The organism is Promicromonospora soli, assembly GCF_014653785.1.
GTDB classification, from domain to species: domain Bacteria; phylum Actinomycetota; class Actinomycetes; order Actinomycetales; family Cellulomonadaceae; genus Promicromonospora; species Promicromonospora soli.
The window spans coordinates 47,934-69,284 of record NZ_BNAS01000006.1; the positions used below are offsets into that span (position 1 = coordinate 47,934).

17 protein-coding genes are annotated in these 21,351 nt (G+C 71.4%); 12 read left to right on the top strand and 5 right to left on the bottom strand.

All coding sequences use genetic code 11. The features are described 5' to 3' along the window. Positions 1-71: 71 nt before the first annotated feature. Complete coding sequence (locus IE250_RS18450; RefSeq protein ID WP_189670777.1) at positions 72-473, bottom strand: putative quinol monooxygenase; 402 nt, start codon at positions 471-473, stop codon at positions 72-74. Positions 474-637: 164 nt separating this feature from the next. Between IE250_RS18450 and IE250_RS18455 the strand changes: the two genes are divergently transcribed. The 4 genes from IE250_RS18455 (at position 638) to IE250_RS18470 (ending at position 4,247) form a co-directional block, all read left to right on the top strand. Continuing rightward, positions 638-2,269, top strand: coding sequence for a helix-turn-helix transcriptional regulator (locus tag IE250_RS18455; RefSeq protein ID WP_189670778.1), 1,632 nt, complete (start codon positions 638-640; stop codon positions 2,267-2,269). Between the two features lie 68 nt (positions 2,270-2,337). After that, the gene (gene pcaC, locus IE250_RS18460) at positions 2,338-2,733 is read left to right on the top strand and encodes a 4-carboxymuconolactone decarboxylase (protein WP_189670779.1); all 396 of its coding nucleotides are present in this window, start codon (positions 2,338-2,340) and stop codon (positions 2,731-2,733) included. 70 nt (positions 2,734-2,803) lie between these two features. Then, positions 2,804-3,466, top strand: a complete 663-nt coding sequence (locus IE250_RS18465; protein ID WP_229872579.1) for a sulfite oxidase-like oxidoreductase — start codon at positions 2,804-2,806, stop codon at positions 3,464-3,466. Further along, positions 3,459-4,247, top strand: coding sequence for a ferredoxin reductase (locus IE250_RS18470; RefSeq protein ID WP_189670780.1), 789 nt, complete (start codon positions 3,459-3,461; stop codon positions 4,245-4,247). Before IE250_RS18465 ends, IE250_RS18470 begins: the two co-directional genes overlap by 8 nt. A 41-nt stretch (positions 4,248-4,288) precedes the next feature. Here IE250_RS18470 and IE250_RS18475 read toward each other — a convergent pair whose 3' ends face one another. After that, entirely contained in the window at positions 4,289-6,433 is a 2,145-nt protein-coding gene (locus IE250_RS18475; RefSeq protein ID WP_189670781.1) for an MMPL family transporter, read from the bottom strand. A 93-nt stretch (positions 6,434-6,526) separates the two neighbouring features. Between IE250_RS18475 and IE250_RS18480 the strand changes: the two genes are divergently transcribed. Then, positions 6,527-7,072, top strand: a complete 546-nt coding sequence (locus IE250_RS18480) for a MarR family winged helix-turn-helix transcriptional regulator (RefSeq protein WP_229872580.1) — start codon at positions 6,527-6,529, stop codon at positions 7,070-7,072. A gap of 2 nt (positions 7,073-7,074) precedes the next feature. Here the strand turns inward: IE250_RS18480 and IE250_RS18485 are convergent, their stop codons facing one another. Continuing rightward, entirely contained in the window at positions 7,075-7,788 is a 714-nt protein-coding gene (locus tag IE250_RS18485; protein WP_189670782.1) for a helix-turn-helix domain-containing protein, read from the bottom strand. Positions 7,789-8,084: 296 nt separating this feature from the next. Here IE250_RS18485 and IE250_RS18490 point away from each other — a divergent pair, with 296 nt between their 5' ends. Beyond that, positions 8,085-8,915: an enoyl-CoA hydratase/isomerase family protein gene (locus IE250_RS18490; protein ID WP_189670783.1), complete on the top strand. Its 831-nt coding sequence runs from the start codon at positions 8,085-8,087 to the stop codon at positions 8,913-8,915. A 105-nt stretch (positions 8,916-9,020) separates the two neighbouring features. Here the strand turns inward: IE250_RS18490 and IE250_RS18495 are convergent, their stop codons facing one another. Then, a complete protein-coding gene (locus tag IE250_RS18495; RefSeq protein WP_189670784.1) occupies positions 9,021-9,716 on the bottom strand; it encodes a carbohydrate-binding protein in 696 nt (231 codons plus the stop codon). Beyond that, the gene (locus IE250_RS18500; RefSeq protein ID WP_189670785.1) at positions 9,602-10,750 is read right to left on the bottom strand and encodes a glycoside hydrolase 5 family protein; all 1,149 of its coding nucleotides are present in this window, start codon (positions 10,748-10,750) and stop codon (positions 9,602-9,604) included. Before IE250_RS18500 ends, IE250_RS18495 begins: the two co-directional genes overlap by 115 nt. Positions 10,751-10,923: 173 nt before the next feature. Between IE250_RS18500 and IE250_RS18505 the strand changes: the two genes are divergently transcribed. The 6 genes from IE250_RS18505 to IE250_RS18530 all read left to right on the top strand — a co-directional run bounded on the left by IE250_RS18505 (position 10,924) and on the right by IE250_RS18530 (position 21,275). Continuing rightward, positions 10,924-11,946, top strand: coding sequence for a LacI family DNA-binding transcriptional regulator (locus IE250_RS18505; RefSeq protein ID WP_189670786.1), 1,023 nt, complete (start codon positions 10,924-10,926; stop codon positions 11,944-11,946). Between the two features lie 79 nt (positions 11,947-12,025). Next, a complete protein-coding gene (locus IE250_RS18510) occupies positions 12,026-13,291 on the top strand; it encodes a sugar ABC transporter substrate-binding protein (protein WP_189670787.1) in 1,266 nt (421 codons plus the stop codon). Positions 13,292-13,397: 106 nt separating this feature from the next. After that, positions 13,398-14,363 carry a carbohydrate ABC transporter permease gene (locus IE250_RS18515; protein ID WP_189670788.1) on the top strand — a complete coding sequence of 322 codons (966 nt, stop codon included), beginning with the start codon at positions 13,398-13,400 and terminating at the stop codon, positions 14,361-14,363. Next, entirely contained in the window at positions 14,360-15,202 is an 843-nt protein-coding gene (locus tag IE250_RS18520; RefSeq protein ID WP_189670789.1) for a carbohydrate ABC transporter permease, read from the top strand. Before IE250_RS18515 ends, IE250_RS18520 begins: the two co-directional genes overlap by 4 nt. Positions 15,203-15,268: 66 nt before the next feature. Continuing rightward, the gene (locus IE250_RS18525) at positions 15,269-17,401 is read left to right on the top strand and encodes a glycoside hydrolase family 127 protein (protein ID WP_189670790.1); all 2,133 of its coding nucleotides are present in this window, start codon (positions 15,269-15,271) and stop codon (positions 17,399-17,401) included. Next, a complete protein-coding gene (locus IE250_RS18530) occupies positions 17,376-21,275 on the top strand; it encodes a LamG-like jellyroll fold domain-containing protein (RefSeq protein ID WP_189670791.1) in 3,900 nt (1,299 codons plus the stop codon). The genes IE250_RS18525 and IE250_RS18530 overlap by 26 nt, the downstream gene beginning before the upstream one ends. Positions 21,276-21,351: the final 76 nt, after the last annotated feature.

Consider the following 21,351-nt stretch of genomic DNA (forward strand, 5'->3'; position numbering starts at 1 on the left):
TGGTCTCATCTGATCGACAACGCAGCGCGGCGAAACGTGACGTGGTCCTGGTCACAGAGCGGGCAGGGCCCTCACGTGCGGGGTAGCCGGTCGAATCCGGTGAACGGCTCCCGGATCGTGACGCTTGAGGCGTCCCCGCTGGTCTGCGCGACGGCGGACATCGCTCGGATCAGGTCCTCGGTGAGGTGTCCGTAGACCTGCATGGTGCCGCCCGGTTCGAGATACTCGGCGTAGGCGGTGGCGAAGTGCTCCATCCCCACCTTCATGTGGGTCGCCATCGAGTCGGCGTCCGGATGCACCTGCACGATCGTGACGTCGTCGGAGTCCGGCGCAGCGTAACCGTAGAAGGAGTGCAGCCGCGGCTCCTGGGGCTCGACGATCTCCGAGCTGAACCACTCGAAGTGCTTCTTGAACTCCTCCCTCTTGCCAGGCTTGGTCTTGTAGGTGCCGATGAAGATGAACGGAGCGTTCATGGCGTCCTCCCGGGTTCGGTGCCCCGCTGGATTCGGGGCTTGAGGTCAACGATGCCCGCCTCCCCGTTGCGTCGCTTCCGCAGAGCGGGCCATCCTCCGGCGGCCGATGCTGGGTATTCCTACCCAGTGCCACCGGCTGGGAGAATCGGCAGGGGGAGAGTGCGATGAACGACGCCGTCAGCGACGTTGGTACCGCTCGCGAGCATCACCACGCGTCGCGGTGGGTCCGGGCCAGCGAGGAGTACGCGGCCGCGGACCGGGCCACGCCCTTGGCCGTCGAGGACCTGGAAGCCTGGGCCGAGTCCGCCCAGGTCGTCGGGCGGATCGACGAGGCGGTCGCGGTCCTGACCCGGTGCTTCGACGTCCGGGCCGAGGCCGGCGAGATCCACGGGGCTACGCGTGCGGCGTACTGGCTCTGGAGTGCTCACATCTTCGCGCGAGGCGAGTTCGCCACCGCGGCCGGCTGGGTCGAGCGAGCCCGGGCGCTGGCGGAAGAGCGAGGGTCGGGTGAGTACGGCTGGCTCCTGATCCCGATGGCCTACGGGTACCTCGGGAAAGGTGACTTCGCGACCGCTGAGGGTTTGCTGCATCGGGCTGCGGAGCTGGGGCTCGGCCGCGGCGACGTCGACCTGATCACCGTCGCCACCACGATGCGTGGCCGGGCCACTCTCAAGCTGGGATCGCTCGAGATCGGGTTGGCGCTCCTCGATCAGGCGATGGTCCGCATCCTGACCCGGACGACCTCGCCGCGTACGGCAAGCGCCATGTACTGCGCCGCGATCGGCTCGTGCTACGAGGTGCAGGAGATCGCGCGGGCGACGGAGTGGTCGGGCGCCCTGGACCACTGGCTCGGAACGCTGCCCCAGCTGGGAGGCGCGTACTTCGGAAACTGCCGGATCTATCGCGCGCTGCTGATGCGCCTGCGCGGGGAGTGGTCGCGGGCCGAGGCCGAGCTCGAGCAGGCCTGTCGTGACCTGGCCGTGGACGGGCGGCTGGTGGTCGGCCACGCCTGGTACGAGCTCGGGGAGCTGCGCCGGCTCCAAGGGGGGCCGGGTGTCGAGGAGGCCTTCGAGCAGGCGACGGCCTTCGGCCGCGTGGCCCAGCCTGGCCTCGCGCTCTACCGGCTCGGCCAGGGTGATGCGCAGGCGGCCGGCGCGGGTCTGCGGCGGGTCCTGACCGAGCGGCAGCTGGCGGACGACCGGCTCGCGCTTCTCCCGGCGGCAGTCGAGATCTCCCTCGCCGCGGGTCAGGTCGATGAGGCCAAGGACTTCGTCACCGAGCTGGAGAAGATCGCCCAGACCTACCCGACGACCGCCATGCGGGCCATCCTGCATACCGCCCGAGGCGCTGTCGGGCTGAGGGAGAATCGGCCCGCCGATGCGCTGGCCCGCCTGCGGGACGCGTCAGATCGATGGCGGGAGCTCGACGCTCCGTACGAGACCGCCCAGGTCGGGGTACGGATCGCGGAGGGGTGCCGCGCACTCGGCGACGAGGAAGGCGCACTGATGGAGCTCCGGGCGGCCCTGGCGACGTTCGAACGGCTCGGCGCCCGGCCGGACGCCTCCCGGGTCCGCGGGCTGATGTCGGCTCAGAACGCTCACCTTGCCGTGCTGAGCTCTCGGGAGGCAGAGGTGCTGCGGCTGATCGCCACGGGCGAGACGAACGCCGAGATCGCCGCTCAGCTCTTCCTGAGCGAGCGGACCGTTCACCGGCACGTCAGCAACATCCTGATCAAGCTCGATGTCCGCTCGCGCACCTCGGCCGCGATGTACGCGGTTCGGCACGGGCTGACCTGAGCCATCGGTCAGCGGCCGCAGGTCGTGGCCGCGCTGGTACGCGACCTCGTCGCGGGAAAGGTGGCCGCATGACAGACAGCGAACCAACGGCCGACCGTCACCAGGACGGCATGGCCGTGCGGCGCGAGGTGCTCGGTGACGTACAGGTGGACCGTGCCGTCGCGGGCACGACACCGTTCACCGCCGACCTCCAGGACCTCATCACGCGGTACGCGTGGGGCGAGATCTGGACCCGGCCCGTCCTGGACCGGCGTAGCCGCTCGATGATCACCCTGACCGCGCTCGTCGCCGGCGGCCACTGGGAGGAGCTCGAGACGCACGTGCGCGCCGCCGTACGGAACGGGCTGAGCGTCGAGGAGATCCGGGAGGTGCTGCTCCAGACGGCGATCTACTGCTCGGTGCCCAGCGCCAACCAGGCGTTCAAGATCGCCCAGGAGGTGCTGACCGAGGAGGGCCTGGCCTGAGGTGCACCGCCGTCGTCGGATCGGTCAGCCGACGGATGACGGCGCGTCCGCCGTCGCACTACCTTGAGGCATGACCAGCGCGAACCCGCCCGCACCGGGCGGCCCAGATCCTGTCGGGAGCGATCTCAGCTCCGGCGCAGCACTGACTCCCGGCTTCCGCGGCCGGGCGCGCCCGAAGGGCGTGACGCTGCCGCCCGGGCAGTACGCGGAGGAGGGCTTCCCGGTCCTCTCCGCGGGCCCCACGCCCAACGTCGACAGCTCGACCTGGAGCTTCACCGTCACAGCCGAGTCCGGCGCCACGAGGTCCTGGACGTGGGCGGAGCTGATGGCGCTGCCTCAGGACGAGCCGACGGTGGACATCCACTGCGTCACGCGCTGGTCCAAGTTCGGCACCCGCTGGCGCGGCGTCTCCCTCGACGTGCTGCTCGCGGACGTCGAGTCCACGGCGGACTTCGCGATGGTCGGCTCCTACGGCGGGTACACGACGAACCTGCCGGTTGCGGACCTGCTGGGCGGCAAGGCGTGGATCGCGCACACCTTCGACGGAAAGCCGCTGCACCCCGAGCACGGCGGCCCGGCGCGGCTGCTGGTGCCGCACCTGTACTTCTGGAAGTCGGCCAAGTGGGTGCGCTCGCTCACGCTCATGCCGGTGGACCGGCCCGGCTTCTGGGAGAAGCTCGGCTATCACGACCTCGGCGACCCCTGGCGCGAGCAGAGGTACCAGGGTGACTGAAGCGGTCGGCGCGCGGCTCGGTGCGCGCTACGCCGTCCCCAGCGGCTGGCAGGTCGCCACCCTGGTGGACCGGCGCGCCGAGAGCCCCTCCGCGGAGACCCTCGTGCTGGACGTGCCCGGATGGCCGGGTCACCAGGCCGGTCAGCACCTCGACCTGCGCCTCACCGCCCCGGACGGCTACACCGCCGAGCGCTCGTACTCCGTCGCGAGCGGCCCCACGCCGCCCGACGCCGGCCGCGTCGAGGTCACCGTCCAGCGCGTCGCTGACGGCGAGGTGTCGCCGTACCTCGTCGACGTGTTTCCACCCGGGTCCTCGATCGAGGTCCGCGGACCCATCGGCGGCTGGTTCGTCTGGGACCCCGTGCGCGACGCGGGCACCCCGGTGCTGCTCGTGGCGGGCGGCTCGGGGCTGGTCCCGGTCATGTCCATGGCCCGCGCCCGCCGGGAGGCCGGCGACCGCACCCCGTTCCGGCTGATCTACTCCGTCCGCACGGCGGAGGACCAGCTGTACACGGACGAGCTGGCGGCGCTCGCCGCCCGCGGCGACGGGTTCGAGGCCAGCACGATCTTCACGCGGGCGGTCTCCCTCACGGCCTTGCGGGGTCCGCGACGCCTCACCTCGTCCGAGCTGGCGTCGTGGGGCTGGCCGCCGGAGCTGGAGCCTCGGGTGTACGTCTGCGGCCCGACCGGATTCGTGGAGGCGGTCGCGAGCATGCTCGTGGCCCACGGCCACGACCCGGCCCGGATCCGGACCGAGCGGTTCGGCCCGGCGGCGGGCTGAGGGCCCGGTGGCGGGCTGGACCGGGTGCTCGCGGGCCTCGTCTACCGGCCCTGGCGCGCCGGCGTCGACGGCCACCAGATCGCCCGGCCGACGTCGTAGGCGAGAGCGGGGACGAGCAGCGAGCGGACGACGAACGTGTCGAGCAGTACACCGAACGCCACGATGAACGCGAGCTGCGCGAGGAAGAGCACCGGGATGACCGCGAGCGCGGTGAACGTCGCGGCGAGCACCAGGCCCGCGGACGTGATGATGCCTCCGGTGAGCCGCAGGCCGCGCAGCACGCCCTCGTGGGTGCCGTGCGCGAGCGACTCCTCGCGGACGCGGGTCATCAGGAAGATGTTGTAGTCGATGCCGAGCGCGACGAGGAAGACGAAGCCGAACAGCGGCACCGCGGGGTCGGCGCCGGGGAAGCCGAGCAGCTCGTTGAACACCAGTGCCGCCACGCCCATGGCCGTCCCGAAGGACAGCACCGTGGTGAGGACGAGGAGCAGGGGCGCCACCACGGCGCGCAGCAGGAGCATGAGGATCAGCAGGATCACGACGAGCACGATCGGGACGATGAGGGCGCGGTCGCGGATGGACGCGTCGTTCGTGTCGAGGTCCGTGGCGGACTCGCCGCCCACGAGGGCCTCGGGAACGGTGCCGGCGTAAGCCGCGCGAAGGTCCCGGACGGTCTGCTCGGCGGCCGCCGAGTCCGCGGCGTCGCCGGGTGTGCCCTGGAGCAGCACCATGCCGTCGGAAACGACCGGCTCGGGCGCCGGCGTCCCGGGCGGACCCTGCGCCTCGATGCCGTCCGCGGTCACCGGGGCGGTCCCGCTGGGGGTGTCGGCGGTGACCGCCACCTGCGCTATGCCGTCCTCCCGCAAGAGGACGTCGGCAGCTCGCTGCGTCTTGTCCTCGGGCGCGACGACGTAGACCGGGCTCCCGGAACCGGCGGGGAAGTGCTCCGCGAGCCGCTCCTGACCGGTACGCGCCTCGGACGCGCCGAGTACGACCTCCGACTGCGGCACGCCCGACGCCTGCAGCTGGGTGATCCCCGCGCAGCCGAGGGCCAGGGCCGCCGCCGTCGTGATCCAGATGGTCCGGGGCCGGGCTCGGACGCCGCGCGAGAGCCGTCCCCACAGGCCGCCGTCGTTGGCGCCGGCCCGCGCGGCGGCGGGGTCGTACGTGGGGCGACGGGGCCAGAACGCCGCGCGGCCGAGCGCGAGCAGCAGTGCCGGCAGCAGGGTGAGCGCGGCGAGCATCGCGAAGGCGATGCCGACGGCGGCGACCGGGCCGAGAGCGCTGTTGGAGCGCAGCTCGCTCAGCAGCAGGCAGAGCAGGCCCGCGATGACGGTGCCGCCCGACCCGAGGATCGGCTCGTACGAGCCGCGCAGGGCGCGCCAGGTGGCGGTCCACCGGTCCGGGGTGTGCACGAGCTCCTCGCGGAAGCGCGCGACGTACAGGAGGGCGTAGTCGGTCGCCGCCCCGATGACCAGGATGAAGAGGATGCCCTGTGTCTGACCGCTGAGCAGCAGCACTCCGGCGCGCGCGAGGTGCCAGACCGTGAGCAGCGCCAGGCACAGTGCGAACAGGCTCGTCGCGAGCACGGCCAGCGGGAGCAGCAGGGAGCGGTAGACGACGACGAGGATCACCAGGACCGCCGCGAGGGCGACGCCGAGCAGGATGCCGTCGATGCCGGCGAACGCCGACACCAGGTCGCTGGTGAAGCCGGCCGGCCCCGTGATGTACACGTCGACCCCGTCGGGCAGGCCGGTGCGCAAGGTGTCGCGCAGCTCCGCGGTGGCGTCGCCGAGGTCGGCGGAGACGGACAGGGGCACGAAGGCCTGGGCCGCGGCGCCGTCGTCGGCGGGGATGGCGGGGGAGACGTCGCCGCCCACGGCGTCCAGGTCGGCCGCCGCCGTCAGCCGCTCGCCGATTGTGGTGAGCTCGTCTTCGGTGAGCCCGTTGGACCCCTTGGCAGGGACGAAGACGACGACGGCCGGCACGGCGTCGCCCTCGGTGAAGCCCGAGAGCCGCTCTTGCACCTCCGTCGCCTCCGCGGTCGCCGGCAGGTAGGCGGTGCGGTCGTTGGAGGACACCTCGTCGACCCGGCCGAAGTACGGGCCCCCGATCGCCGCGCCCACGAGCCAGACGAGAATGAGCACGGCCGGGAGCGTCACGCGCAGCCACGACCAGAGCCGCATGGGCCGGCACCTCCTGGGTCTCGTGCGATGAATTTCGCTAGCCAGGCTATATTCAAGCACAACACGCAATAAGCGAAGGGCTAATATTTGAGCGTGGATCCTGAACCCGTGGCGCGCGACCAGGCGGAGCTGTCGATGTTGGACCCCCGCGTGATGGATCCCGACCAGGAGATCGTGCGGCGCGCGGGTATGGACGACGCCGACGTCGACCAGGTGGTGCGTGTCCTGGAGGCGTTGCGCCGGTGGCGCGAGACCGAGCGCCGCATGAGCGAGGCCTCGCGGCGCTACATGAAGCTCGGCGAGACCGATATGCGGGCCCTGCGCTTCATCATCGCCATGCAGAACCACGGCCGCGTCGTGACCCCGGGCGCGATCGCCGAGCACCTGGGCATCACGACGGCGTCGACCACGAAGCTGATCGACCGGCTGGCCGCGGGCGACCACGTGCGGCGCTTCCCGCATCCCTCCGACCGGCGCAGCCTCGCCATCGAGGTGACGGAGGAGACGCGGCGGGCGGCGCGAGAGACAGTGGGGCGCAGCCACGCCCGCCGGTTCGACGCCGCCGCGCGGCTCACGTCCAAGGAGCGTGAGGTCGTCACGCGCTTTCTCGACGACCTGGCGGGTTCGGGCTCCGGCTGAGCTCAGCCGCCCTGGACCAGGGACGCGCCCAGCGCTGTGCGCCTGTGGAGCACGCCGGTGCCGCTCCGGCGGGTGGTGATCAGCCCGGCTCGGCGGAGTATCGCGGTATGCCGGCTGACCGTGGAGGGCGAGGTCATGGCCAGCGCGGCGAGCGTCGTGGTGGTCAGCTCGGTGTCGATCAGCCGGAGCACCGTGGCGCGGGTTTCCCCCAGCAGCTCGCTCAGGGCGTCGGCCTGGCCATCGGTGGTCAGGAGCGGGCGCCAGAACGGTTCGCGGCTGACCGGGTAGACCAGTACGGGTTGCAGCTGTGGGTCGGCCAGCGTGATCGGATGCTTGACGCCGAAGAACGTGGGGACGAGAGACAGCCCGCGCCCGTCAAGGTGGACGTCCCGCCTGACGGGGTAGTCGACCTCCAGGACCGGGGCGCGCCAGCGGGTGGTCGGGCCCAGGGTGCTTTGTACTGCGCCGACGCCGTGCGCCAACGCGTCGTTCGCCAGTCCGGTCACCCATTGGCCGGCGACAGCCGCCGCCTGGCCGACATACGGGGCCACCACCGCCTGGTGGTATCGCCGCATCGCGACGCCGAGCCGGTTCAGGGCGGCAGGTCGGCCCGCCGCTACGTCGTCGAGCCAGGGCGGGGTTCCCCGGCCGCGGCCCGGGAGCCGGGCAACCTCGGCGCGCAGACGTTGCTTGCCGGTGGACGGCACGGTCTCCACGTGCGCACCAGATCGGCCGCGGTGAAGTGAGTGCGAAGCACAGGTCCCCCTCGGAAGCTTCCGGCTCGTACTGACGCGCGCTGGGGCGCGGGCCGTGCGGACTGTAAAGAGGTGAAATCTGCCTGCGCAGTACACCGGCAACCGGTTGACCTGCCGGTTGTGGAGGGGCGCCGGCGCGGGGTCGCCCGAGGCGCCCGTCTCGTAGAAAGATGACGCCACTCATAAATGAGTGTAGTCTGAAATGGCCCACCAGCCGGGCCACCCAGAACCGTCATCGCAGTGAACGGAGCGGACCCATGTCCGAGCAGAGCACCATCACGTTCGTACGCACCACACCACAGATCGCAAGGATCACGTTCGAGAACCCGCCCGTGAACCTGATCGTCGGCGAAACCGTTCGTCGGCTCGACGAGATCACCCGTGAGCTCGAGGCCGACCCGGAAATCCAGGTAGTCGTCTTCGACAGCAGCACGCCGGACTTCTTCTTCAACCACTTCGACCTCGCGGCCGCAGCCGAGTTCCCGACGCCGGAGGGCGAGGGCGCAGTGCCGATCTGGACGGACATCGTGCTGCGGCTGTCCAAGGCTGCGTACATCACGATCGCGTCGATCCGAGGACGGACCCGTGGTGGCGGCAACGAGCTGACGCTCGCGCTCGACCTGCGCTACGCGAGCCGTGAGAAGGCGATCTTCGGTCAGCCGGAGGTCGGCGGCGGCCTGCTGCCGGGTGGTGGTGGCACCGAGCGACTGCCCCGGTTCATCGGCCGGGATCGCGCGCTCGAGGTGATCCTGAGCAGCGACGACTATGACGCCGACACCGCCGAGCGCTGGGGCTGGGTGACACGGGCTCTGCCCGACTCCGAGCTCGACGGCTTCGTCGACACGATGGCCGCTCGCCTCGCCTCGTTCGACAGGACCTCCCTCGCGTCGGCCAAGGCCATGGTGAACCGCGCGTCGCTGCCGCCGGACGCAGACCTCGTCACCGCTTACGGCGAGTTCGCCCACTCGCTCACGCTGCCCGGATTCCTGTCCCGCGCCGCCGGGTTCGAGGCCTTCGCCGCCCAGCTCGGGCTCGACCTCGAGTACAAGCTCGGTGAGTACCTCGGCATGGCCAACCGGCAGGCCTGAGCCGGCACCACGTGCGGACCGCGGGCCTGACTCGGTGTGTACCTGGTGCACCGTGTACCTGGTGCGTCGCCGAGTCAGGGCCGCGGTCTCCGATCCGAAGTGGGCCTACGACAGCGTGATGCTGTCGATCTCGGCGTAGCCCGTGCCACCCGAGAAGTTCGGCGAGCCCTTCGCGAGCCGGATCACGTTGTACCCGGCCCGGAGCGAGACCGTCACGTTCCTTGTCGAGAACTGGCCCCAGCCCGCCGTCGCCGGATAGGACACGGTGGACCAGGCGCCGCCGTTGTAGGCCAGCCCGTGGGTCGACGTCGACCCCGTGCCGTTCGCATACCGGATGGCCATCGTGTAGCTGCGGGCCGTCGGAACGTTCACCGTGAAGTCCACGAAGCTGTGCGAGCGCATGTCCGCCGAGCCGTCGATCCCGCCGACGTACGAGCCGTTCGACGCGGCCGAGGAGCCGCGGGTCTGGGCGTTCACGACGTTCGCGTTCTCGGCCTCGTAGACCTGCTGCCAGCTCGACGTCGGGCCGCCTGCGGGCGTGACGACCACCTGGTAGGCGCCCTCCGCCGTCATCCCGTTCACCGGGACCGTGACCGTGCCGTTCGAGACGTTCATGGTCGACGATGACAGCACGGTCGGGGCCGACACCTGGGTGTTCCGCCCGCTGCCGGGTACCGCGTTCACCGTCACCTGGACCGACGAGCCGAACGATCCCAGCCCGTTGACCCGCACGCTGTTGTTGCCGCTGTCCCCGCCGAGGACGACGTTGACGATCTTGCGGCTCGAGTCGTACGCCGCCACGCCATCGAGCCAGCTCTGCGGTGTGGTGCGCACGACGTTGCCCGCCATCGCGCCGTACCAGCGGTAGGCCCAGTACGAGGCGGTCGGCTGGCCGCTGAGCGTGAACAGGCCGTCGAACGTGCCGGCCTCGAACCAGTACGCGCGGTGCGCCTCCCGCGCGCGCCGTGCCGCTCCAGCACCGAGATCCAGTGCACCGCCACGCTCGGGATGTCCATCTGGTTGAACGAGTTGTACTCGTTGATCGCAATCGGGCGCGGGCTGATGCCGAGCGAGCTCTCGATGGCCCGGTAGTCAGCCACGTGGTCGTCGAAAGCGTTCCAGTTCATGTCGTCGAGCTCGTGCCAGACGATGACGTCGGGCAGCGTGTTCGTGTTCCGCGCGTTCGTCAGGAACGACAGCATCCGGTCGTGGTTGTAGACCGCGTCGCTGGGCCCGACGATGGGCGTCACCGAGTCGAGCGACCGGATCACGTTGAACGTGCGCGTCCAGCCGGAGTTGAACGATCCCGCCGCGGCGGTGTCCCACGTCCAGTCGGGCTCGTTCCACAGCTCCCAGCCGCGGATGTTCGTCGTCGACGTGGCCGCGAGGCGGGCCTGGACCATGGTCCGGACCTTCTGCTCCCAGTCCGCCCAGCCCTGCCACCGGTAGGGGAACGACGGGTAGATGTCCGGCATGCGGATGAACTGCTGCGCGCCGGCGCGGGTGATGTTGTCAGCGACGTGGAGCGCGTCGCAGCAGGGCTCCGTGGCGCCGTTGCCCAGGTGGGTGGTGCCCGGCGCGGGCTGCGTGAACCCGTTCGGGCTCAGCGGCAGGAGCTGGTCGGTCGTGGGCTTCGTGTCCGAGCCGACGCCGTAGAGGCCGCCCGACCCGACGTGGGTCACGGGCCGCACCACGGTGCCGACGTCGACGGTGAGGGTGTTGCCGGCGGCGTGGGCCGGACCGGCGGGGGAGACCAGCGTGGCGCCCAGGACGAGGGCGAGGATGCTGGCGCGGGACAAGGCTCGTTTGGGCAGAGCGGGCAGGGCTCGCTTCATGGAATCTCCTCGTTGAGAGTTCGAACCGGTTCGACATTCAGGTTCACCACGACGCTAGTTTCGAACGATGTGCGCCGCAAGTGGCCAAAATGTCCCACCTTGCGCTCCACCGGGATCTGTGGCTAGATTCGAACCGGTTCGCAACGGATGCGAGTTGGAGAAGAGGAGGCGGAGTGGCCACCATCGGGGATGTCGCCCAGGCGGCAGGGGTGTCGCGCAGCACGGCGTCGTACGCACTGTCGGGCAAGCGGGCGATCTCGGCGGACGTGCGCCGACGCGTCGAGGAGGCCGTGCGGGAGCTCGGCTACACGCCGAACGCCGGTGCGCGCGCCCTGGCCACGTCGCAGACGATGGTGATCGGGCTGCTCGCCCAGTTCCTCGAGGACGAGTTCGCCCCGGCGATGCTCCAGTACATGCTCGGCGTCTCCAACACGGCTCGCGAGCTCGGCTACGACATCCTGCTGGTCACCGAGGCCGACGGCACGCGCGCCCTGCGCCGGATCACCGACTCGCGGATGGTCGACGGCGTCGTGCTGCTCAATGTGGCCGAGCGGGACGAGCGCCTGCCGATCCTGCGGGCCGCGGGCCAGCCCGGCGCGCTCGTCGGGCTGCCCGCCGACTGCACCGGTGTGGACGTCTTCGACCTCGACTTCGAGGAGGCGGGCCGCCTCATGGTGGACCACCTGCACCGGCTCGGGCACCGCGAGGTCGCCCTCGTGTCGCAGCCCGAGCACGTCACCGAGCGGGGCGGCGCGTACGTGTGGCGCCTGCAGAACGCTGCCCTCGAGGCGGCCAAGGCGCGCGGGATCACGCTGCACACCACCTCCGGCTCGTCGCACCAGCCCGACGTCGGCCGGGACCTGAACGCCCTGCTCGACGCGCATCCCGCAGTCACGGGGCTGCTGATCAACAACGAGGCCGCGGCGGCCGCGCTGCCCACCGTCCTGCACGAGCGGGGCCTGACGGCTCCGAAGGACCTGTCGGTGGTGGGGCGGTACTCGGACGAGTTCGCCCGCACCTTCTCCCTGCCCTACTCCTCGATCGAGAGCGCGCCGGACCGGCTCGGCCGGATGGCCGTGCGGCAGCTCGTGCGCCGCATCGAGGGCGAGGTGGCAGCCGACGAGCCGCACGTCGTGCGCTTCGTGACCCCAGAGCTTGTCGACCGCGGCAGCACAGGCGTGCCCCGGACGGCCTGATCCCCATCCCCAGCACCAGCCCCAAGTACCACCGTCCGGCCGACGATGCCGTCAGGCCGGAGACGTTCAAGGAGGAACCATGCACCACCCGAGGCGCAAGCCCACCACCCTCGCGGCCCTCGCCGCACTCTCACTGGTCGGCGTGCTCGGCGCCTGCTCGTCCGGCGGCGCCGCTGCCGGCGGCGGCGAGGCCGGCAGCGAGGACACCACCTACACCTGGTGGGACCCGTACCCCCAGCACGACGACTCGTCGGACTGGGCGGGCCGCGTCCAGGCCTGCGGCGAGGAGGCCGGCGTCACCATCGAGCGGACCGCCTACGACACGACCGCGCTGACCAACCAGGCGCTGCTCGCCGCGCAGGAGGGCACGTCGCCCGACGTCATCCTGCTCGACAACCCGGCGGTCTCCACCCTCGCGGACACGGGCATGCTCACCACCGTCGAGGAGTTCGGCCTCGACATCTCCGACCTCGACGAGAACCTGCTCGCGGCCGGCGTCGTCGACGGCGAGACGTACGGCATCCCGATCGGGGCGAACACGCTGTCGCTCTACTACAACGCCGACATCCTGAAGGACGCCGGCGTGGACCCGGCGTCGATCACCGACTGGGACTCGCTCACGGCGGCCCTCGGTGAGGTGACCGGCGGCGGGCACAAGGGCATCACGTTCGCGGGCATCGGCACCGAGGAGGGGTCGTTCCAGTTCCTTCCCTGGTTCTGGGGCGCCGGCGCCGACCTGCGTGACCTCGACTCGCCGGAGGCCGTCGAGGCGCTCGAGCTGTGGAAGGGCTGGCTCGACGAGGGCTACGCGCCCAACTCGGTGATCAACAACTCGCAGAACACCGTGTGGGAGGAGTTCCTCACCGGGGACTTCGGCTTCGCCGTGAACGGCACCTGGCAGGTCGACAGCGCCGCCGGGGCCGACTTCGAGGCCGGGACCGTCCAGCTTCCCGGGCGCGACGGCGGCGTCGCGCCGGCACCGACGGGCGGCGAGTTCATCATGGCGCCGGTGCAGGAGGACACCGCACGCTACGAGGCCACCCGGCAGATCGTCGAGTGCATGACGACGCCCGAGGGTTTCGTCGAGACGGCGACCACCTTCGCGTACTACATCCCGCCGACGGCGGACGGCCAGGAGGCGCTGCTCACAGAGAAGCCGGACCTCGAGCCGTGGGTCGAGGCCGTGCGCAACGCGAAGGGCCGCACGAGCGACGACCTGGGCGCCGACTACCCGGTGATCTCCGAGGCGCTGTGGACCGCTGTGCAGAACGCGCTGTCCGGTGCCGCGACTCCGCAAGAGGCGCTCGAGACCGCGCAGGCCGACGCCGAGGCCGGGACCAGCTGACCTCGGCACCACCTGGCAAGCCCGTGTCAGACGCACGGGTCACCTTCAGTGGCCCGTGCGTCTGCACGACCACCCCTAGCCGACCGCAACGACTAAGGATCCCGTGATGACCACCACCGAGGCCACGGCCACGGCGGGCGCGCCCCCGGGCGTGGGCCAGGTGCCGCTGCGACCGCGGCGGCGCCGTGGCCCGGCGGCCTCCCAGTGGGCCGCCGCCGGATTCGCCGCGCCGCTGCTCGTGTACCTGATCCTCTTCTACGCCTACCCGCTCTGGCGCAACATCGACCTCAGCGTCCACGACTACACGATCCGCGCGTTCGTCCAGGGCAACGCCGAGTTCGTCGGGTTCGAGAAGTACGCCGAGGTGTTCAGCTCGGCGACGTTCCCGATGGCCCTCTGGAACACCGCGGTCTTCACCGTCGTCTCGATCGTGTTCCAGTACGCGATCGGCCTGGCGCTGGCGGTCTTCTTCCGGTCCGGGTTCCGGCTCTCCGGCGTGCTGCGCGCGATGTTCCTGGTGCCGTGGCTGCTGCCGCTCATCGTCTCGGCGTCGACCTGGGCGTGGATGCTCAACAGCGACAACGGCATAGTCAACTCGGTGCTGGGAGCGTTCGGCGCCGAGCAGATCAACTGGCTGACGTCGCCGGACACGGCGCTGCTTTCGGTGACCATCGCCAACATCTGGCTCGGCATCCCGTTCAACCTCGTGATCCTCTACTCCGGGCTGCAGAACATCCCGGGGGAGGTGTACGAGGCCGCGTCTCTCGACGGCGCCGGTCCGTGGAAGCAGTTCTGGAGCATCACGTTCCCGCTCCTGCGTCCCGTCTCGGCGATCACGATCCTGCTGGGGCTGATCTACACGCTCAAGGTCGTGGACGTCATCTGGATCATGACCACGGGCGGGCCGGGCAACGCCTCTACGACGCTCGCCATCTGGTCCTACCGGGAGGCGTTCGGCACCGGTCAGCCGGACTTCTCACCCGCCGCAGCGGTGGGCAACGTGCTGATTCTCATCGCGCTCGTCTTCGGGTTCCTGCACCTGCAGCTCCAGCGCCGTCAGGAGGACTCATGACCGGCACTCGTCCCCGCAACGAGGCGTGGCGGAAGCCCTGGTGGAAGACCGCCCTGGGCCTCGTCTTCACCGCGTTCATGCTGTTCCCCGTCTACTGGATGGTGAACGTCTCCCTCACGCAGACCAGCGACCTGCGCGCCGACCCGCCGCACTGGTTCCCCTGGAACCCGACGTTCGAGGGGTACGCGGCGGTGTTCCAGCAGCAGCTCCCGGCTCTGGGGACGAGCCTGCTGGTGGGGCTCGGCTGCGTCGCGCTCACCGTGCTGATCGCCGCGCCGGCCGGGTACGCGCTCGCGCTGCTGAACCTCCGCGGCGGGCGCACCCTGAACTTCCTGCTGCTGGTCGCGCAGATGGTCCCCGCCGTCGTCATGGCCATGGGCTTCTACGCGGTCTACAACAGCCTCGGCCTGCTCAACACGGTCGGCGGGCTGATCGTCGCGGACTCGACGGTCGCGGTGCCGTTCGGCGTGCTGCTGTACACGGCGTTCATGTCGGGCATCCCGCGCGAGCTGCTGCAGGCGGCACGGGTCGACGGCGCGGGGCCATGGCGCACCTTCCGCTCGATAGTGCTGCCGGTGAGCCGCAACTCGACGCTCACGGTGTCGCTGTTCGCGTTCCTCTGGGCGTGGTCGGACTTCATCTTCGCCTCGACCCTCAACCGCAACGGCGAGCTCATCCCGATCACGCTCGGCATCTACAACTACATCGGCAACAACACGACGCAGTGGAACGCGATCATGGCGACCGCCGTCGTCGCGTCGGTGCCCGCGGCGATCCTGCTCGTCGTCGCGCAGCGGTACGTGGCCGCGGGCGTCACCGCCGGCGCGGTCAAGGACTGACGCGGCCGACTGACCCGGACCGCCGTCAGCGACTGCCGCCGAAGAACTGAGAGGCAAAGGAACCCTGTGACACATCACCCCTCGACGCGCTCCGACGCGTCCCCGCAGCGGGAGGCGCGGGCGCGTCCCGTCGCCCCGCCTGGCCCGCGCCGCGGGCTCGGCGTCGGCGAGCTGCGGCTCGACGGCGGCTTCTGGGGTGCGCTCCAGGAGACGAACGCGGAGGCCACGCTGCGGCACTGCCTCGACTGGATGGAGCAGCTCGGCTGGCTGGGGAACTTCGACCGCGTCGCCGAGGGCGCCACCGGTGGGGACCGGCCGGGCTGGCAGTTCTCCGACTCCGAGGTGTACAAGCTGCTCGAGGCGCTGGCCTGGGAGTACGGGCGCACGGGCGACCCAGCGATCGACGCGCTGCTGAACAAGGTGGTCGACCGCATCTCGGCCGCGCAGGACGAGGACGGCTACCTGAACACGTGCTTCGGCCATGCCGGGCAGGCCGGCCGGTACACCGACCTCTCGACCGGCCACGAGCTGTACTGCACGGGCCACCTGCTGCAGGCGGCGGTGGCCCGCGTGCGGACCGTCGGGCGGGCGGCGGGCGGGGACGCCCTGGTCGAGGTCGCCCGCCGCGCCGCCGAGCACGTCTGCCGCGAGTTCGGTGCCGACCGCGGGCAGGCGGGCATCTGCGGGCACCCCGAGATCGAGGTCGGCCTCGCCGAGCTCGGCCGCGCTCTCGACGAGCCGCGGTACACGGAGCAGGCGCGGCTCTTCGTCGAGCGGCGCGGCCGCGGCACCCTCGCGCCGATCGCGCTGCTCAGCCCTGCCTACTTCCAGGACGACGTGCCGGTGCGCGACGCCGACGTCTGGCGCGGCCATGCCGTGCGCGCCCTGTACCTCGCGGCCGGGGCGGTCGACGTCGCGGTGGACACGCACGACGACGACCTGCGCGCGGCGGTCGAGCGGCAGTGGACCCGCTCGGTGGAGCGCCGCACCTACCTCACCGGCGGCATGGGTTCGCGGCACCAGGACGAGGGCTTCGGCGACGACTGGGAGCTGCCGCCCGACCGCGCGTACTGCGAGACGTGCGCGGGCGTCGCGTCGGTCATGGTCTCCTGGCGCCTGCTGCTGGCCACGGGCGAGGTCCGCTACGCCGACCTCATCGAGCGCACCCTCTACAACGTCGTCGCCACCTCGCCCCGCACGGACGGGCGCGCGTTCTTCTACGCCAACCCGCTGCAGCAGCGCGAGCCCGGCGCGGACGTGCGGCCCGACGCCGTCAACCCCCGCGCCGAGGGCGGCGTCCGGGCGCCGTGGTTCGACGTGTCGTGCTGCCCTACGAACGTCGCGCGCACCCTGGCCTCGTGGCAGGCGTACGCGGCGTTCGTCGAGGAGGCGCCCGACGGTTCCGGGGACGCCGGAGCCGTCGTGACGCTCGCCCAGTACGCCGCGGGCGACCTGAAGGTGGTGCTCGACGGCGGAGCGCTCGCGCTGCGGGTCACCACCGGGTACCCGCACGACGGCCGCGTCCAGGTCGAGGTCATCGCCGCCCCGGAGCAGCCCGTGACCCTGCGCCTGCGCGTGCCGCACTGGGCCGACGGCGCAGAGCTCACCGGCGCGGACGGCACGACCATCGCCGTCCGACCGGGGTGGGTGACGGTCGGGACGGCCGCGCTCGCGGCGGGCGCCGTCGTATCGCTCGACCTGCCGGTCACCCCGCGCCTCACCTGGCCGGACCCGCGGGTCGATGCCGTGCGCGGGACCGTCGCCGTGGAGCGCGGCCCGCTCGTGCTCGCGCTGGAGTCGGTGGACCTGCCCGACGGCGTCGCGCTCGACCAGGTGCGGCTCGACCCCGATGTGGTGCCCCGAACGCAGGGCGACGGCGCCGTCGTCCGCGCTCGTCCGGTCGCCCTGCCGGCGGGCGGGTCGGGAACGCCGCCGTTCGCCTCCGGCGCCGGAGGGGCCGGCGGTCCCGCAACCCGCGGCGGTGCCGGGCCCGACGACGGCGGGCCTGCCGCGCTGGACCTGCAGCTCGTGCCCTACCACCGCTGGGCCGAGCGCGGCCCGTCGACGATGCGCGTGTTCATCCCCACGACGCGAGCGCGTCGAACAGGTTCGCACCCCCATGCACCAGCCCACCCACGACCCGGTTCCACCCCACAAGGAAGGCAACTCAATGATGAGCACGACACCTTCACCGCGTAGACCGCGGCGGACCGCCATCGCGGTCCTCGCGACGCTGGCCCTGGCCGGCGGCACGGCGGGCGCGGCGCTCGCCGCGCCGGCCGCCGCGCAAGACCTGCCCGCACCTGACCTGCACTACACGATGGACGACGTCGCGGGGTCGACGGTCCCCGACTCGTCGGGCAACGGGCTGAACGGCACGATCTCCGGCGCCACGAGCCTGGTCGACGCCGAGGGCGGGAGCACCGCGCTCGACCTGCCCGGCGGTTCGGGCGGCGGCTACGTGACGATCCCGCGCGGTGCGCTCGAGGGAGCGACGGACCTCACCGTCTCGGCGCGGGCCCGCTGGGACGGCGTGGGCGGCGCGTGGCAGCGGATCTTCGACCTGGGCACCAACACGACGCGCTACCTGTTCGCGACGCCGTCCAACAGCGACGGCAGGCTCCGCACCGCCGTGACGACGAACGGCGGGGGCTCCGCCGAGGCGCAGGTGACGGGCTACGGCCCGCTCAAGGCAGGCGACTGGGTCACGCTGACCACCACGCTCGACACCACGGCGGACCGGCTCACCACCTACCTCGACGGCGTCGTCGTCGCGTCGGCCCCCACGACCATCTCGGCGGGCCAGCTGCTCACGGCGACCGCGGCGTCCGCGGGCTACATCGGTAGGTCTTTCTGGCCGGACCCGCTGCTCGACGGCGCGGTCGACGACTTCCGCATCTACCGCGGTGCGCTGACCGGGGCTCAGGTCGCCGAGCTGGTCGGGGCCGACGTGCCGACCGTGACCGGGCTTTCCGACGACGCGTTCGAGGTGCGCACGACGGTGGGTGTGGCGCCAGAGCTGCGCGCCGCCGTCCGCGCGTCCTTCACCGACGGCTACGACCGCGACGTGCCGGTGACGTGGGATGCGGTCGACCCCGCGCAGTACGGGTCGACGGGGACCTTCACGGTCGCAGGCGATGCCGGCGGGACGCCGGTCACCACTACCGTGACGGTGCACCGGGGCGAGCTGAAGGTGGACCTCGGCACCGACACCGGCGAGTTCATGGGCGGCGCGTCCGGAACTCTCTACGGGCTCTACGGCGACGGGCTCCCGAGCGACAACCTCATCGAGGGGATGGGCATCCGGACCGTCTCGACGAAGGCCCAGGACGGGCCCCAGCACCCCGGGGCCGACGCGCTCGAGGTCGTCCGGCCGCTCGCCGACGCCACCGACGGTGACGTCTACGTCTACATGACCGACATCCACCGCGGCTTCCCGTACGAGTGGCCGGGCGCTACTGGCGAGGAGAAGCTCGACACTTTCCTGGGGAAGATCGCGACCCAGGTGGACCAGGTGCTCGAGCTCCCGGCGGAGTACCAGGACAACGTCGTCTTCGTCCCGTTCAACGAGCCCGAGGGCAACATGTTCGGCACCGGCCAGTGGAGCTACGACCGCACGTCGTGGCTCGACGACCCGACGGACTACTTCGCCGCCTGGGACCGCGCCTACGCGGTCATCAAGGACCGGATGCCCGAGGCGCGCATCGCGGGACCGAACACCAGCATCCTGTACAGCCAGGTGCAGGGCTTCCTCCAGCACACGGTCGACGCCGGGACCGTCCCGGAGGTCATCACCTGGCACGAGCTGTCCCACCCGGAGAAGATCCGCGAGTCCGTGGCGACCTACCGCCGCTGGGAGGCCGACGTCTTCGCCGGCACCGAGCACGAGGGCACCGAGCTGCCGATCAACATCAACGAGTACGCGTTCAACTACCACACCTCGGTGCCCGGCCAGATGATCCAGTGGATCTCGGCCATCGAGGACTCGAAGGTCGACGCCGACATCGCGTACTGGAACATCGACGGTAACCTGTCCGACTCCGCCGTCCAGTCCGACCGCGGCAACGGGCAGTGGTGGCTGTTCAACGCGTACGCCCAGATGAGCGGGAACACCGTCGAGGTCACACCGCCGTTCCCGGGGCAGAACTACACGCTGCAGGGCGTCTCCACCCTGGACGCCGAGCGCGCGATGTCGCGCACCATCGTCGGCGGGGCCGACGGCGCCGCGCCGGTCGAGCTCGTCAACGTGCCGGCCGACGTGTTCGGCACCGAGGTGCGCGCCACGGTGCGCGAGATCCCCTGGACCGGCCAGCTCGGAGACTCCGCCCAGCCGCGCCACCTCGCCGAGCTGACGCTGCCCGTCACCGACGGGAAGGTCGCTGTCGAGTTCGACGGCAAGACCCTCCCGCGGCTGCGCGAGTCGTCGGCCTACGAGATCGTCGTGACGCCCGCGGGCGCCGGCGGCTCCACGACGGCCACCCCCACCGCGTGGGAGGGCAGCTACGAGGCCGAGGACGCCGAGTACACCGGCTCGGGCTACACGAAGAACGGCCCGGAAGGTTCGCCGCGCGACGTGAGCAAGTTCTACACGTCCGGCGGGTACAACGTCGGCGGCCTGCGCACCGGCTCCGACGGCGTCCTGGACTTCGAGGTCACGGTGCCGGAGGACGGCACGTACGACCTCTCGGTCTTCGCGAACAGCCTCAACACGTACGGGCTGGTGCAGGACCAGGGCCCGACGAACGTGTTCCTGCGGGTCGACGGGGGTGCCGAGCAGGAGGTGCACCTGCCGCTCGCCTACAAGTGGGTGGTCTGGGACCACGCCGACACAGAAGTCGAGCTGACGGCCGGGACGCACACGATCTCGCTCGCGGCGCGGAGCCTCGACGGCACCGGTGCCACCCAGGGCGACACGATCGTCGACCGCATCACCCTGGCCCTGCCGAGCCCGGACGCGGAGACGTCCGTGTACGAGGCGGAGCTCGCCACGCTCGACGGCGGACGGGCACTGTACGAGGCACCGGACGGGGTCGACGCGTCCGAGGTCTCGGGCGCCGGCGGCGTCGAGCTGGCCGAGGGCGAGACCGCCACGTTCTGGGTCTACGGCGCGCGCTCCGCCGAGGCGACGCTCGCCGTCGACCTGCTCGGGGACGGCAGCGGGACGCTCTCGGTCAACCGCTCCGATGTCGTCGACCTCGCGGAGACCCAGGAGGTGGCCGCGCACCTGTCCGGAGGGGTGAACAAGGTGGTAGTCACAGGCGGCGCCGGCGGCGTCGTCGTCGACCGGCTCACGACGACCCCGGGGAGCGGGGCGCTCGCGGCAACCGAGTACCAGGCCGAGGACGCCGAGCTCGCGGGTTCCGCGACGGTGGCCGAGCTGTCGCTCGCCGAGGGCGGCAAGGCCGTGACGGACGTCGGGGGCGAGCCGGGCAACGGCAGCACCCTGACGTTCCGGGTTGCCGCCGCACAGGCGGGTCCCCACGCCGTGGTCCTGCGGTACTCGAACCCGGAGCAGTCGCCCGCGTCGCACTACAACCCCGATCCGATCGCCCGCCGGGCGGACGTGTCGGTGAACGACGGTGCGTCGACGCCGGTGCTCTTCCCGCACTCGTTCCACGAGAACAACTTCTGGGAGAAGACCGTTGTGCTCGACCTCGACGAGGGCGAGAACACGATCACCCTGAGCTCGCAGGAGGCGCCGAACTTCGACGGCACCACCTACGCCTCGGACGTCTGGCCCGACTTCCCGCTGCGGTCGCGGTGGGCACCGGTCGTCGACCGGATCACGGTCTCGCCGCTCGCCGCGCCGCGGCGCGCCGAGGTGACCGTCAGGACCGCGTGCAGCGGGCCGCGCGCCCTGCTCGTGGTCAGCACGCGGAACGTCTCGGACGTGCCGCTCGACGTGCGGGTCGACGGCGTGCTCGGGAAGCGGCAGGTCGAGGACCTGGCGCCGGGCCGGACCTGGAGCCAGACGTTCCCCTCGCGCACGTCGGCGCTGGCCGCCGGCTCCGTCACCGTGACGGCCGCCGGCGTCGCCAGTGAGCACGACTACCCGGCGGTGACCTGCGGCTGACGTATCTGGCCCCGCGGTGGTCGAGCTTGTCGGGACTCAGGTCTCGACAAGCTCGACCACCGAATCACGACCAGCG

What these genes read in the sequence shown, in the direction of transcription:
- pcaC (WP_189670779.1), top strand. Translation starts at nt 2,338, where the DNA reads ATGACAGACAGCGAACCAACGGCCGACCGTCACCAGGACGGCATGGCC.
- IE250_RS18475 (WP_189670781.1), bottom strand. Translation starts at nt 6,433, where the DNA reads ATGCGGCTCTGGTCGTGGCTGCGCGTGACGCTCCCGGCCGTGCTCATT.
- IE250_RS18510 (WP_189670787.1), top strand. Translation starts at nt 12,026, where the DNA reads ATGCACCACCCGAGGCGCAAGCCCACCACCCTCGCGGCCCTCGCCGCA.
- IE250_RS18530 (WP_189670791.1), top strand. Translation starts at nt 17,376, where the DNA reads ATGAGCACGACACCTTCACCGCGTAGACCGCGGCGGACCGCCATCGCG.
- IE250_RS18515 (WP_189670788.1), top strand. Translation starts at nt 13,398, where the DNA reads ATGACCACCACCGAGGCCACGGCCACGGCGGGCGCGCCCCCGGGCGTG.
- IE250_RS18500 (WP_189670785.1), bottom strand. Translation starts at nt 10,750, where the DNA reads ATGAAGCGAGCCCTGCCCGCTCTGCCCAAACGAGCCTTGTCCCGCGCC.
- IE250_RS18490 (WP_189670783.1), top strand. Translation starts at nt 8,085, where the DNA reads ATGTCCGAGCAGAGCACCATCACGTTCGTACGCACCACACCACAGATC.
- IE250_RS18450 (WP_189670777.1), bottom strand. Translation starts at nt 473, where the DNA reads ATGAACGCTCCGTTCATCTTCATCGGCACCTACAAGACCAAGCCTGGC.
- IE250_RS18465 (WP_229872579.1), top strand. Translation starts at nt 2,804, where the DNA reads ATGACCAGCGCGAACCCGCCCGCACCGGGCGGCCCAGATCCTGTCGGG.
- IE250_RS18455 (WP_189670778.1), top strand. Translation starts at nt 638, where the DNA reads ATGAACGACGCCGTCAGCGACGTTGGTACCGCTCGCGAGCATCACCAC.
- IE250_RS18520 (WP_189670789.1), top strand. Translation starts at nt 14,360, where the DNA reads ATGACCGGCACTCGTCCCCGCAACGAGGCGTGGCGGAAGCCCTGGTGG.